15 protein-coding genes and 4 tRNA genes are annotated in these 13876 nt (G+C 44.0%); 2 read left to right on the forward strand and 17 right to left on the reverse strand.

Features of this window, described 5'->3' with window-relative positions; all coding sequences use genetic code 11:
• Positions 1-146: 146 nt before the first annotated feature.
• On the forward strand, positions 147-1850 hold the full coding sequence (locus AVL57_RS08515) for a protein adenylyltransferase SelO (protein ID WP_057792941.1): 1704 nt from the start codon (positions 147-149) through the stop codon (positions 1848-1850).
• A gap of 60 nt (positions 1851-1910) precedes the next feature.
• On the opposite strand, the gene AVL57_RS08520 is transcribed toward AVL57_RS08515, so the two are convergent.
• The gene (locus tag AVL57_RS08520) at positions 1911-2291 is read right to left on the reverse strand and encodes a glutathione S-transferase N-terminal domain-containing protein (RefSeq protein WP_057792943.1); all 381 of its coding nucleotides are present in this window, start codon (positions 2289-2291) and stop codon (positions 1911-1913) included.
• Between the two features lie 273 nt (positions 2292-2564).
• On the opposite strand from AVL57_RS08520, the gene AVL57_RS08525 reads away from it, so the two are divergent.
• Positions 2565-2999, forward strand: a complete 435-nt coding sequence (locus AVL57_RS08525) for a DUF1499 domain-containing protein (RefSeq protein WP_057792945.1) — start codon at positions 2565-2567, stop codon at positions 2997-2999.
• Positions 3000-3138: 139 nt separating this feature from the next.
• On the opposite strand, the gene AVL57_RS08530 is transcribed toward AVL57_RS08525, so the two are convergent.
• The 16 genes from AVL57_RS08530 to nudB all read right to left on the reverse strand — a co-directional run bounded on the left by AVL57_RS08530 (position 3139) and on the right by nudB (position 13874).
• Positions 3139-3228: transfer RNA gene (locus AVL57_RS08530), tRNA-Ser, on the reverse strand.
• A 182-nt stretch (positions 3229-3410) separates the two neighbouring features.
• Positions 3411-4466, reverse strand: a complete 1056-nt coding sequence (nadA, locus tag AVL57_RS08535; RefSeq protein WP_057792947.1) for a quinolinate synthase NadA — start codon at positions 4464-4466, stop codon at positions 3411-3413.
• A gap of 376 nt (positions 4467-4842) precedes the next feature.
• Positions 4843-4918 (reverse strand) — tRNA-Lys (locus AVL57_RS08540).
• A 95-nt stretch (positions 4919-5013) separates the two neighbouring features.
• Positions 5014-5089, reverse strand: a tRNA-Lys gene (locus tag AVL57_RS08545).
• A gap of 24 nt (positions 5090-5113) precedes the next feature.
• Positions 5114-5189: transfer RNA gene (locus tag AVL57_RS08550), tRNA-Lys, on the reverse strand.
• Positions 5190-5524: 335 nt separating this feature from the next.
• A complete protein-coding gene (gene ybgF, locus AVL57_RS08555) occupies positions 5525-6313 on the reverse strand; it encodes a tol-pal system protein YbgF (protein WP_057792949.1) in 789 nt (262 codons plus the stop codon).
• The gene (gene pal, locus AVL57_RS08560) at positions 6313-6879 is read right to left on the reverse strand and encodes a peptidoglycan-associated lipoprotein Pal (protein WP_057792951.1); all 567 of its coding nucleotides are present in this window, start codon (positions 6877-6879) and stop codon (positions 6313-6315) included. Before pal ends, ybgF begins: the two co-directional genes overlap by 1 nt.
• A gap of 40 nt (positions 6880-6919) precedes the next feature.
• A complete protein-coding gene (tolB, locus tag AVL57_RS08565) occupies positions 6920-8275 on the reverse strand; it encodes a Tol-Pal system beta propeller repeat protein TolB (protein ID WP_057792953.1) in 1356 nt (451 codons plus the stop codon).
• Between the two features lie 4 nt (positions 8276-8279).
• Positions 8280-9059 (reverse strand): cell envelope integrity protein TolA, encoded by a 780-nt coding sequence (gene tolA / locus AVL57_RS08570; RefSeq protein WP_057792956.1) that lies wholly within the window; start codon positions 9057-9059, stop codon positions 8280-8282.
• 8 nt (positions 9060-9067) lie between these two features.
• Entirely contained in the window at positions 9068-9493 is a 426-nt protein-coding gene (gene tolR, locus AVL57_RS08575) for a protein TolR (protein WP_057792958.1), read from the reverse strand.
• Between the two features lie 48 nt (positions 9494-9541).
• A complete protein-coding gene (gene tolQ / locus AVL57_RS08580; protein WP_057792960.1) occupies positions 9542-10234 on the reverse strand; it encodes a protein TolQ in 693 nt (230 codons plus the stop codon).
• Positions 10224-10622, reverse strand: a complete 399-nt coding sequence (gene ybgC / locus AVL57_RS08585; RefSeq protein WP_057792962.1) for a tol-pal system-associated acyl-CoA thioesterase — start codon at positions 10620-10622, stop codon at positions 10224-10226. Before ybgC ends, tolQ begins: the two co-directional genes overlap by 11 nt.
• 452 nt (positions 10623-11074) lie before the next feature.
• Positions 11075-12079 carry a Holliday junction branch migration DNA helicase RuvB gene (gene ruvB, locus AVL57_RS08590; RefSeq protein ID WP_057792964.1) on the reverse strand — a complete coding sequence of 335 codons (1005 nt, stop codon included), beginning with the start codon at positions 12077-12079 and terminating at the stop codon, positions 11075-11077.
• A gap of 86 nt (positions 12080-12165) precedes the next feature.
• Complete coding sequence (gene ruvA, locus AVL57_RS08595) at positions 12166-12786, reverse strand: Holliday junction branch migration protein RuvA (protein WP_057792966.1); 621 nt, start codon at positions 12784-12786, stop codon at positions 12166-12168.
• A 129-nt stretch (positions 12787-12915) separates the two neighbouring features.
• Complete coding sequence (gene ruvC / locus AVL57_RS08600; RefSeq protein WP_013784876.1) at positions 12916-13434, reverse strand: crossover junction endodeoxyribonuclease RuvC; 519 nt, start codon at positions 13432-13434, stop codon at positions 12916-12918.
• Positions 13434-13874 carry a dihydroneopterin triphosphate diphosphatase gene (gene nudB / locus AVL57_RS08605; RefSeq protein ID WP_013784877.1) on the reverse strand — a complete coding sequence of 147 codons (441 nt, stop codon included), beginning with the start codon at positions 13872-13874 and terminating at the stop codon, positions 13434-13436. The genes ruvC and nudB overlap by 1 nt, the downstream gene beginning before the upstream one ends.
• Positions 13875-13876 lie beyond the last annotated feature (2 nt).

Raw genomic sequence — 13876 nt, forward strand, 5'->3', positions numbered from 1 at the left:
TTTCAAAAAATGATTAATTGAGCCTTAGCGTACAGCCACGCCCAACTGCAATGCAGCTGCAACGTCAAATACTCATCGCAGTTTAAAGCAACGATATTTATATGTAGTACAATGCCGTTTAAATCAAACGTTTTAAAGAGTCGCCAATGATAGATGATCAAGAAAGTAAAACTGAACAGCTAATTCACACTATTAGCGACCTTGCAAAATACGTTGATTATTCATTTCTTAACAGCCTAGTGGCAGACCCACAAGCACAAGATGATGGCAATGAGCATAACCCAAGGCAGGTATTCTCTGGGCATTATGTACCGGTAACACCAACCCCCATAGGAAACCCCACGTATGTTGCTCATAGCCACACTTTATTTGAAGAATTAGGGTTTGATAATAGCCTTGCCCACACCCCTGAATTTATGCGCTTGTTTTCGGGCGACATGTCTTCCCTCCCTTCTGAAATAAAGCCCTATGGATGGGCTACTGGCTATGCACTGTCTATTTATGGCACTGAATATATTCAGCAGTGTCCATTTTCAACGGGAAATGGCTATGGAGATGGTCGAGCCCTTTCTGTGCTGGAAACAGTTACCAATGGAAGGCGCTTTGAAATGCAGTTGAAAGGCGCAGGAAGAACACCATACTGCCGAGGTGCAGACGGCAGAGCGGTATTGCGCTCCAGCGTGCGAGAGTTCTTAGTACAAGAACATATGCACGCACTGGGTATTCCTACTTCTCGTTCTCTTAGTTTATTTATGTCTCAGTCGGAAACTGTCGACAGGCCTTGGTATTTAGAAGGCTCAAACTCCCAAGACCCAGAAGTTATGGTGCCAAACCTTGTGGCCATTTCAACCCGCGTCGCCCCTTCATTTATTCGCGTGGGTCAGCTAGAGCTTTTTGGAAGACGGGCAAGAAGCATCGAACATCCAACGGCTTTAAAAGAGCTGCAGGTTTTGACAGCGCACTTGATTGAACGCGAATATAAAAACGACATCGATACAACACAACCCTTTGAAAGCCAGCTTGCTGTCCTTGCCGCTGCGTTTCAAGACAGGCTTACGTCGCTTGTCGCCCATTGGATTCGAGTAGGTTACTGCCAAGGAAATTTCAATAGCGACAACTGCGCGGCGGGAGGATATACATTAGATTATGGGCCGTTCGGATTCTGTGAGTTATTCGACCCTGCTTACCAACCATGGACTGGCGGAGGTCGTCACTTCTCGTTTCTTAACCAACCTGTAGCAGCAGAAAAGAACTTTGCTATGTTTTGTCGCGCCATTGAGCCATTGCTTGCCGATGCACCAGAGGAACTAGAAGCATTGCGCGATGTGAACAGCAACTTTGCCACGGTCATGCAAGAAAAAATGGATAACATGTGGGCCGCAAAACTCGGGCTTGCGGTTTACGACAATGACCTTTTGCTGCAACTGTTGCACTTAATGATGCGTACCGGTGTGGACTATAACCATTTTTTCAGAGAGTTATCTAACCTTCCTACGACTGTTGATGCGCTGAAAACGAGTTTTTATGCTCCGTTAAAAGAAGACATGATTTCCCAGTGGAATGGGTGGCTGCAAGATTGGCGAGCTCAACTTGAAAAGTCGGGGGATATTAACGAAGTCGCGACAAAAATGAAGCTTACCAACCCGAAATTTACCTGGCGTGAATGGTTAGTTGTGCCGGCATATAAAGAGGCGGAAGTGGGTACTTTCAATCGTATTCACGCACTACAAGAAGTGCTTACCAAGCCTTACGAAGAACAATCAGCGCAAACAGAAAGTGATTATTACCGTTTGCGCCCTCGAGAATATTTTGGTGCTGGCGGTATTTCTCACTATAGCTGTTCTTCGTAGAGAGTTAGCCCTTTAAGTAGGGCCAGCAGTTACAGTGAAGTTAGATACTACTGCGAGCGGTTACTTTGCCTCAACAAAGCGCGCTTCTAAGTAGCCGATAATCGCTTTAGAATCATATAGCCACTCAACGCCATCGTTACTTTCAATTCGAAGACATGGCGTTTGAATTTTTCCGCCGCCCTGTAACAACTCTTCTCTATAAGGCGAACCCTCTGATACATTCCGCTTTTGAATAGGCACATTGTATTTGTACATTGCCCGGCGAGTTTTAATACAGAAAGGACAACCAAAGAACTGATATAAAGCCAATTTTTGGCTTTCTTCAGCAACCTGTACTTGTTTTTCTGGCGAACGTTTTAGCTTAGTGCCACGGGTAATTACATCGACAAAAGCAATGATAGCCCCAAGTAAGTTACGAATAAGGGTTATAAAGAATTTCATTTTACGGCTCTACTAACGAATGATGAAATAAAAACGCGATTGTACTACTTGGTGCCGCCCTTTAATAATTAAGATGCTATTAATTTTAGTGTTTCGATAACCTGAGTTTGAAACATACTATGCAAGCACGACTTACACCTTTAGAACTTTCGCCGTTACAACTAACGAGCTAAACACCAAACAACACGCAGACAGGTGAATAGCAAAGCAGGAGAAAACATATGTTAATCTTTCATTGTAAAATAAAGTGATGTTCAAACAAAAAGAGAAATTATGAAAAAGCGGTATTTGCTAATTTGTTCATTACCCCTTGTAGGCTGCTCTGTTACCCCAACTAAATTAGGTGTAAATGGCGAAGCCCTTAACGACTGCCCTATTACTCCTAACTGCTTCCGAAGTAAGAATAACGAGTCTCAAGATACGACACCTATCCTATTTAAGGGCTCAAGGGCGGCAGCGAGAGAAAAAATAGTTAGCATTGTTAACTCTCTACCTCGAACCACAATAGTTGAGGAGCGAGATAACTACATAAGAGTAGAATTCAGATCGCAATTAATTGGTTTTGTAGATGATGTAGAATTTTTGTTTTCACAGAAGCCTGGTGATGGAACGCAGATTGACTTTAGGTCGGCTTCGCGGCTGGGAGTTTCTGATCTTGGCGTAAACAAAGCGCGAATGAAAAATATTAAAGCGTTGTTCGCTCAGTGACACTGAAAACTTTAAAACCCAAATAACTAAAAGATTTATGTTTAAAAGATTGTATTTTTAATTCTATAGTGTTTACAAAACATAGAATTACAAACACAAAAAAGCCCCGCTCTTGGCAAAGAAACGGGGCTTTTTTATTTGGCGGAGAGAGAGGGATTCGAACCCTCGTTAGGTTTAACCCTAAACACACTTTCCAGGCGTGCGCCTTCAGCCACTCAGCCACCTCTCCAAATTTTTGTGCTATTTGCGGTGAACGCAAACGGCGAAATATTGCCAAGGCGTTTGCCTGAAGCGCGCGTACAATTTATCTTGAGCGGGCGTATACTAGGTAAAGCGAGCGTCTTAATCAAGACGTTGCGCGAAAAAACACGCTAACTGCTGAATTATTACTCGCCTTTACCTTAATAAGCGTTATAGCCCGCCTTTTGCTTTTAATTCTTCCGAGAAGTTAAGCATTCGGTCAAGTGGGATTAAAGCGCCCTCACGCAGGCTGTCGTCAACGAAGATCTCATGGCCTTCATAAGTTACCCCTAACGAGGCTTTTATCGCCTCAAGGCCGTTCATGGCCATCCACGGGCAGTGAGCACAGCTCTTACAGGTTGCGCCGTTTCCACCAGTAGGTGCTTCGATAAATGTTTTATTTGGCGTGAGTTGCTGCATTTTATAGAAAATGCCCTTATCGGTAGCCACAATGAAGGTGTCATTATCCATGGTTTGCGATGCTTTGATCAGTTGGCTGGTTGAGCCTACTGCGTCGGCCATATCTACCACGCTGGCGGGTGATTCAGGGTGAACCAATACTGCCGCGTTAGGGTACAGCGCTTTCATGTCAGCAAGCTTTTGTGCTGAGAACTCATCATGAACAATACATTCGCCCTGCCACATCAACATTTCTGCGCCAGTTTGTTTGGCAATGTACGAACCTAAATGACGATCAGGGCCCCAAATAATCTTTTTGCCTTGGCTATCTAGGTGCTCAACAATCTCTAGCGCAATACTAGAGGTTACCACCCAGTCGGCACGGGCTTTAACCGCGGCAGAGGTATTGGCATATACCACAACAGTATGATCAGGATGTGCATCACAAAACGCACTGAATTCTTCTATAGGGCAACCAATGTCTAGTGAACAGGTTGCTTCCAATGTTGGCATTAGCACCGTTTTTTCTGGGCTAAGAATTTTTGCGGTTTCGCCCATGAAGCGAACGCCTGCCACGATAAGGGTTTGTTCTTCTGCGTCACGACCAAAGCGCGCCATTTCTAATGAGTCAGCTACACAACCACCAGTTTCTTCCGCTAGTGCCTGAATTTCAGGATCGGTATAGTAATGCGCAACCAGTACGGCGTTTCGCTGTTTAAGCAAAGATTTAATCTCAGCTTTAAGCGCCGCTCTACGGGCATCTGATAATGGCTGTGGTTTAGCGGGAAAAGGATACTCAACCTGTTCCACTCGAAAGGCTACTGACATTGACCTACATCTCGGTTGTGACAAGGGCGTGGATTATACCCGACTGTCATAAAAAATACATACTACTTAGTTAAGGACAATTGACTAATTTTCAACCATGCCATCCTAAAAAACTGAATCACAGATAAAAGAATTTGCCGTAAAGCGTTTACGCGAATTGATATGAATTGGTATTTAGTCTTTTGGAATTTTATTAAAGTTGATATTTAATTTTTTAAGATTTAGTTAGTAGTCGCAAGTTTGTAAAAGCAGAAGAATTTAACTTGTATATTTTCGCGCTGTAGCGGGCTTAACTTAGCTAAGTATCGGTAGAAGGTATTCGTGAAGATAACGATTTTCGAATTTGAGGCTTGGTAGAAAGCACATTTGGAGTTGATGGTGGGTCGTGCTGGATTCGAACCAGCGACCAATTGATTAAAAGTCAACTGCTCTACCAGCTGAGCTAACGACCCATCAAATAACACATTTACTACTCACACATTCACAAATGAAGCGGTGAGAAAACAAGCTATTGGTATTAGCTTGATTGTATTTCGCTTTCAAATGATGGTGGGTCGTGCTGGATTCGAACCAGCGACCAATTGATTAAAAGTCAACTGCTCTACCAGCTGAGCTAACGACCCGTCATTTGGAGCCAGGAGAAGAATTGGTGGGTCGTGCTGGATTCGAACCAGCGACCAATTGATTAAAAGTCAACTGCTCTACCAGCTGAGCTAACGACCCAATCTTTCCTGATGTTGCCTGTGTCTTGGCAACGGCGGCATATAATACTCAGATTTTTTTCTGACGCAACCCAAAAGGCGTTTTTATTTTGATTTTTGTAGTAAAAAGCATTCAACCGCTCAAAATCAACACAAATCGCGCATAATTCCTACCACAAAACCTGCATTAAACTTTTTTTGACCGAAAAATTACTACCGAATTAAGCCTAAAAAAATGCGTGTTTTTTGGAATTTCTTTGAAAATATACTCATAAATATTGTGACTGGTTCAGTACAAGTGAGGTATAAAATTTCAAAAGGGAGAAAAAAAACCTCTCGTTACGAGAGGTTTTTTCATTATAGATTATTTAATCTAGATTCCGCTAACCGCTTTGCAGAAGAATTAGGGTATTCACTTATTACTTGCTGAAAGAAATTTCGTGCCCCGCTACTGTCGCCGGTACGTTCGGCAATGACACCTAACTTCAATAATGCATCTGGACGTTTCACTGAATCAGAGAAACGGTTAGATACGATATTAAATTGTTCGATAGCGTCATCCCATTGCTGTTTGTTAAACAACAGCTGACCAAGCCAGTAGTGCGCATTTGGCGCATATTCACTATTCGGAAACCGTTGTATGAACGACTGAAAAGCGGGAATTGCTTTATCGTACTCACGAGATTTCAGAATAAGATTAACAGCACTGTCATACGCTTCGTCCTCACCCTCTTGTGGGGATGATGAGCCTGTAGAGGGGGTAACCCCTGCAGAATTACTTAGCGAGGCGCCAGCGCCACCAGCGTTAGCTAAACCGCCTTGTTTAAGTGCCTCAACACGCTTATCTATCTCAAGATACAATTCACGTTGACGTTCTAGCACCTTTTCCAGCTCGTTGGTATTAACTTCAACAGACCCTCGCAATTGGTCAACTTCACTTTGCATGTTGTCCAATTGGGTTTGTAAACGGTGCTGCATTTCAGTTCGGCTTTTAACAATGCGCTCTAAAACAGCAATTCGCTGTTCAAGATTGCTGCCGCCATTGGCATCTACCACTGGCGCCTGTGCAAAGGCCGAACTTGAAATAGCAAAGGCGGCACACAAGGTGACGCCTGCTTTAATAGATTTAATTGCTGTAAAAGCCATTATCGGTAAACAACCACTCCGCGACGATTTTGCGCGAATGCGTATTCAGTTGAACCCATTACCGCAGATTTTTCCTCACCGTATGAAACAACCATAATTTGGCTGCTGCTTACACCAGCGTTCATTAGGTAAGTTTCAACAGACTGTGCACGGCGCTCACCAAGAGCAATGTTATACTCTGGCGTACCACGGCTATCAGTGTGACCTTCAATAGTCACCTTCATGCTTGGGTTTTTCACCAAAAATGCCGCGTGTTTATCAAGTAAACGTTGGAATTCTGGTTTGATGCTAGCGCGGTCAAAATCGAAGTAAACGGTTTGTTCGTTTTTCAACGCTTCCATTTCTTGTTGAACCATTTCTTCTGAACGCTTCATGCGTTGAGCCGCTTCTGCTTCTACGCGCTGAGCTTCAGCTTGACGAGCATCTTGCTCTGCTTGTGCTTGTTCTTGTGCAAGACGGTTACGTTCAGCGGCTAGCTCTTCTTCGCTAGGGCCAGACGAACAGGCCATCATGGTCACCACTGGCAAGGCGATAATGAAGCTCTTCATTAATTTATTCATTTGCATCCTACTAATCCTTAAATGTTATTGTTTGATATTTCAATTGTTAGAACAAAAATGGTGACCAACTTGGCGATTTCACTTGCCCATCGGCTGCCGGCAATCTGGCTTTAAAGCGCCCATCAAGTGAAACAAGTGAAAGTACTTGTGTCCCTTCATGAAGGGTACTATAAATAATCATACTACCGTTAGGCGCTACACTAGGAGACTCGTCCAGAAAGGTTCTTGTTAGAACCTGAGGAGAGCCGCCGTCTAATGCCTGTTTAGCAATATGGTAGTTTCCATTGGTTTGATTAACCACTACCATCTGCTTACCGTCGGGCGTTAATGTTGCACCCAAGTTCTGTTCGCCTACAAAAGTAACGCGTCTTACCTTTCTAGAATTTAAATTTACGCTATATATCTGGGGTTTACCACCCCGTTCAGAGCTAAAAATTAAACCACTACCGTCAGGTAGCCATGAAGGCTCTGTATCGATGGCGCGATTGCGCGTTACTCTAGTCAAATTTTTCGTCGCAAGATCCATAACATAGATCTCTGGGTTCCCATCTTTCGACAAAACCATTGCAAGTTGCTTGCCATCTGGTGAAAACGCAGGGCTTCCGTTAATTCCAGGGAAATCGGTAACTGTTGTACGTTTACTCGTATAAATATCTTGTATAAATATTTGAGGTCTACGGTTTTCAAAACTTACATACGCTAACTTTTCACCGTCTGGTGACCAAACCGGAGACATCAATGGCTCTGGTGAAGACAACAAACGCGTTTCGTTCTCTCCATCATAGTCAGCAATTACTAGCTGGTAAGGTTTTTCGTACGCATCTCTGTCACGTACAATAACATAAGCAATACGTGTTAAGAATGCACCGCGTACGCCTGTCAATTTCTCGTACACTACATCACTAATGCGATGTGCATATTGTCTGAAATCTCTAGGGCTAATAATAGACTGTCGCGCCGCAATAACGTGTTCGTTACTTACGACTAACTCACCATTTTTCAATACCTGAGACTGGCCACCGTCTAGCTGACCTTTTAGTACATCGACCAATTGGTAAGATACTAAATATTTATCGGCCCCTTCAGGTTCAATACTACCTACCAACACAGTATCAACGCCAAGTGACGCCCACGCCGAGTAGTTAACCTCATCAGCGGTTTCAGGCATTTGTGGCATTTTACTTGTTGCTACCGGGCTAAATTTACCACTACGCATCAGGTCTGCCATGATGACTTCAGAAATATCGCTAGGCAATGTGCCTGCACCTTTCCACTTAAACGGCACTACGCCAATAGGTCGAGCGCTGTTTATGCCTTCAGTGATCACGATTTCTAACGTCGCGAACACCTTGGCACTAAATACCATCGCGATGGCGGCTATCCATAAACCTGTTTTTTTCATTGCACTACAGTTCCACTTTTAAGTTAATATCTTTTAATTGCTCATAGACGTCGGCCGCATCCGATACTGGCAGTTCTTCTGCGCGGCGTACGGCACTTTCCGCCGCTCTGCACAAGGCATCGTGCCCGCCTAAGATACGTATGCTAGTCACATAACCTGTGGTAGCCAACTTGATATTCAATCTACATACCTTACCTTTGAAGCTGTCATCGTCGTACAAGTTCCGTTTTATCGTTTGCTGAATTAACGCGGTATAACGCTCTACTTCAGTCAGAACTTGTGCATGTCTTCGTTGTTGCTGAGCCGCCTGCTCTTTCGCAAGTTGCTCTTGCATAATTCTCTCCATCTCAGCATTTTCTGCGGCTTCTTTTTTCTTACGCTCTGCATCTGCTTTCGCCTTAGCTTCACGCTCCTTACGTTCTTGTTCCTTTTGCGCGGCTAACTGCTCTAGCTCTTTTTGACGTTTGAATTCTGCTTCTTCAGCTTGTTTCTTCTCTCTAGCTTGCTTAGCCTCTGCTGCCCTTTTACGCTTTGCTGCAGCTGCCTGAGCTTCCTTCTTCTTTCTTTGCGCTTCTACCTCTCGTGCTTGCGCTTCTGCTTGCGCTTGTTCTCGCTTGGTATCAGCGATGGCTTGAGCATCAATAAAGGTAGCTTCAATAACCGGCGCATTTGTGGCCATTGTGGGCAAGGGAGAAGGTGAAAAGCTGACGCTAATTAGCAACACTGCAGCTACACCTAGGTGCAGTGCGATAGATTTATAAATGCCAACAGAACTTGCAGTCATCAATAAACCTACTCTGGCTCAACAGGATCTGTCATTAAACCTACAGAAGGCACACCTGCGCCTTGCAATAACACCATAAGTTGAATGACTTCATTATAAGCAACTTGCCCATCTCCTTTTACTACCACTGGCGTATTAGGATCTTTTTGTAGCTGAGCTTGTACTAAGGCTGCTAAGTCTTCTTGCGCCAGAGGCGACTCTTGGTCGTCTCCTACGTTAAGAAAGTAGCGGCCTTTAACGTCTACTGACGCTATAATAGGTGGATTATCTTCTTGTTCAATAGGGTTCGCACTCGCTTTAGGTAAATCAACTTTCACCCCTTGCGAAATAAGCGGAGCCGTAACCATAAAGATAATTAGTAGCACCAACATCACATCGATGTAGGGCACTACGTTAATTTCAGAAACCGGCCTACGGCGTTTTCTTACATACATAATTATTCCTCTCTCACCAGTGAGCTAAGCTCGCTTCTATGTTCGCGTTTACGCTTGCGGTTGCTGAGCTTGACCAGATACCGCCTGACGGTGAAGAATGGCAGAAAACTCTTCCATGAAGTTACCGTAGCTGTTTTCCAGTTTTTCAACTTGGTGACTAAAACGGTTATACGCAATAACCGCAGGAATGGCCGCAAATAAGCCAATTGCCGTTGCAATAAGGGCTTCAGCAATACCTGGTGCAACCATAGCTAGCGTAGCTTGTTGTACTTCACCTAATGCGATAAAGGCGTTCATGATCCCCCAAACCGTACCAAATAGGCCGATATACGGGCTAATAGAACCAGCAGTAGCTAAAAACGGAAGACGACTTTCTAATTCTTCCACTTGGCGAGACATAGTTACGCGCATTGAACGGTAAGTACCGTCTACAATAGCATTGGTACCGGTACTTGATTTGCGTAAGCGGACAAATTCTTTGAAGCCAGCACAAAAAATAGTGCCAATACCTGATAAGTTAGGGCGAGCAGAAAGCTCTTGATAAAGTCGATTTAAATCAGCGCCCGACCAAAACTTGTCTTCAAACTGACGCATCTCTTCTCGTGCACTTGAAAGCGCTTTACTACGCTGGAAGATAAATGTCCACGACGCGACTGATACGCCTAGCAACAGCAACATAACAAGTTGAACAATAAAGCTGGCCTGCAAAAATAGGCCGATAAAAGTAAGATCAGATGACACGCGTTATTTCCCCTAACAGTGTACGTGGTAGTCGTCTAGGCTTCATACTATCTAGACTGACACAAGCAACTTGAATATCAGCAGATACTAAAGTTACATCTTGTTTATTTTTAATGGTTTGTTGAAACGTCATACTCGCTCCTTTCAATTCTACAACCTGCGTTTCAATACTCAACAGGTCATTGAATCGAGCAGGCGCATAGTTATGCATTTCAACGCGTTTGACGACAAAAGCCACCGATTGTTCCATTAATATATCTTGTTCGAAGCCAAGGGCTCTAAGCCACTCGGTTCTAGCCCTCTCCATAAACTTAAGGTAGTTGGCATAATAGACAATGCCCCCTGCGTCGGTATCTTCGTAATACACTCTTACTTGGTGTAAATGCATAAATATTCTTTCACCGTCAATAAAATTAATCTATCGTTGAGATAACTGGCAGCATATCATTAACTCAACTTACCGTAACCACCCCTCTCAACATCAGCTACGTAGAGTGTTTAGCTGTGTTTAATGATAAAATAATAAACCATTAACACCCTCGCAACACATTAGTTTTTCTAAGGCTAAAAAACAATTTTACTCAATTGTAAGAATTTAAACTAAGCCTATAATACGCAGCATCAGTCCTACAGAGCGTAATGGTGTATCACACGGTTATGCAAGAGTTTTTCTCCTGTTAGACATGAGTTCCCTGGATTTATTTCCTTTAACACTTGTTGTTTTGGCCCGTTCATTGAGCGGGCTTTTTTTTGCCTGAAGAAAAGTGAAGGAAAGTAGTAAATAAAAGAAACTAAGCATGAGCGTACATAGGCTTGCTCATGCAAAAAAACACTTAGTTTCTAAACTGAAGGGGTAAAGCCAAAATGAAGATAGGCACGTTGCGAGACGATACGTCCACGCGGAGTGCGCTGTAAGAAACCTTGCTGAATAAGAAAGGGTTCAATCACATCTTCAATGGTTTCTTTCTCTTCACCAATTGCTGCTGCTAAGTTGTCTAGCCCTACTGGACCACCATCAAATTTCTCTATGATGGCACAAAGCAATTTCCGATCCATATAATCGAAGCCTTCTTTATCTACATCTAGCATATCCAATGCCTTTGCAGCGGTTTCAACGCCAACCGTACCATCAGATTTAATTTCAGCGTAATCTCGAACTCTTCTTAATAGCCTGTTGGCAATACGCGGTGTACCTCTAGAGCGACGTGCAATTTCTTGTGCCCCTTCTGGGCTCATATCTAAATTCAAGTAACTCGCACTGCGAGCAACAATGGTAGTGAGATCTTTAACCGAATAAAACTCTAGGCGTTGAACTATGCCAAAACGGTCTCGCAATGGCGATGTAAGCGAACCTGCACGGGTTGTAGCCCCGACTAAGGTGAAAGGTGGCAAGTCTAGCTTAATAGAACGAGCGGCTGGCCCTTCGCCTATCATGATATCTAATTGATAGTCTTCCATGGCCGGATACAGAATTTCTTCTACAACAGGGCTTAAGCGATGAATTTCATCAATAAAAAGAACATCGTTGCGCTCAAGGTTAGTAAGCAGTGCGGCTAGGTCTCCGGCTTTTTCAAGTACCGGCCCCGAGGTGGTTTTTATACTTACATCCATCTCGTTCGCCACGATATTTGCTAGGGTAGTTTTACCCAAGCCAGGCGGACCAAATATAAGTAAATGATCGAGGGCATCGTCACGCTTTCTAGCAGCCTGAATGAAGATTTCCATCTGCTCACACACGTGGGGCTGGCCTGTATAATCATCAAGCATTTTGGGGCGAATAGCACGGTCGATAACTTCATCTTCGGTACTCGCATCGGGCGTAATCAGTCTATCAGCTTCTATCATCAGGGCTCTGCTTTAAGGTAAATCGGCAACGTAGGTCTATCGTTTTTGGCATACTTTGGCTTATTTTGACCTGCAATAAATAAGATTCAAATAGCGGCTTTTAGGGCTTCACGAATAAGCGACTCGCTTTCCATGCCTTCTTTATACACGCTATCGATAAGTTTGCTTGCCTGAGCTGGCTTATAACCTAGTGCCACCAGCGCACTCTGGGCATCTTCTCGTGTGTCGTTTACTTCCACCAGGGTATTGTTATTAAGTAAGTCGCCACTTGGCGGTGGAATAGCAATACTTTGTACTTTGCCGAACTTCGCTAATCTGTCTTTTAACTCAACGACTAACCTTTCTGCGGTTTTCTTGCCAATGCCCGGCAAGCTCACTAATGCAGAAACGTCCGCATTTTGAACCGCAGACAAAAACTGACCTGCTGACATGCCCGATAATATAGTTAGGCCTAGTTTAGGACCAACCCCATTGGCTTTTATTAGTTCTCGGAACAAGCCTCGCTCCATTTTATCAGCAAAGCCGAACAGTAATTGCGCGTCTTCTCGCACTACGAAATGGGTATAAACAACGACTTCTTCACCCACAGCTGGTAGTTGATAGAAACTGGTCATAGGCATATGAATTTCATAGCCTACCCCGTTTGCATCTACCAAAATTTCTGGGGGCTGCTTTTCGGCCAATATACCGCGAATACGTCCAATCATGACTGCTCTCTTACATGGTATTTTCCCAATGTAGGGAAATAAAACGAATAGGAAGGTTCTATTGTTTACAAACAGTGTTTACAAAAAGTGATTACAAAAACGCATGCTTTTTATAGGCGAGCAAAGCAATTAGCGTAAACGGCCTCGCACTGTTTTACGTGCTTGCCCTGCCATATTTATTAGGCTTTGCTCGGTATGAGCATGACATAGCGCCACAGCTAGAGCGTCAGCAGCATCAGCTTGCGGTGTACCGCTTAAACTCAATAAATGCTTCACCATGTGCTGCACTTGCGTTTTATCTGCACTACCCTTGCCTACGACAGCCTGTTTTATCTGCCTAGCCGAGTATTCTGCTACTGGCAATTCACCTTGAGTGGCTGCCACAATAGCGGCGCCGCGGGCTTGCCCTAACTTTAATGCAGAATCAGGGTTTTTTGCCATAAACACTTGCTCAATAGCAAATTGCGCAGGGTTGTACTGACGAATAATATCGCTAATACCGGTATAGATATTAGCAAGTCTCGACGGCAAATCTGCCGTTCCTACGCGAATACAACCACTCGCCACATACACAAGTTTACCCTGCTTACGCTCAATAACGCCGTAGCCTGTAACCCTAGAACCTGGATCTATACCCAGTATAACCATTAAGGTACGTTTGGTACAAACATTGATACCGCCTCTTTGTTTGAAGGCGACCAAAGTCGCGCTAATGCTTGTGCTTTATCTACCCACTCATACTGCAAATGTTCAGTAAGCACCAACGGCAAGGTACTGTCTACTTGAAGAGAAAAAACGTGTTCGGTGTTAAACCGTGTTCCGGGGGGATATCGATGCAGCCAACGGCTGCGAATTTCGTATTGGTTTTGTCTATTGTGATTAAACATTTCAATAGACAACTGTTTGGCGTCAATCCCTGTTTCTTCCGCCACTTCTCGGTACGCGGTTTCAATGGGTAATTCACCGTCTTCCATTGCGCCGGTGACCGACTGCCAAAATTCAGGGTCGTCATTGCGTTGTAGCAAAAGTACCTTGTGGTGCTGATCGTACAGCACCACAAGGACTGACTCGGGCTTTTTATAAGCCATCG

It is taken from the genome of Alteromonas stellipolaris (assembly GCF_001562115.1).
Taxonomy (GTDB): Bacteria; Pseudomonadota; Gammaproteobacteria; order Enterobacterales; family Alteromonadaceae; genus Alteromonas; species Alteromonas stellipolaris.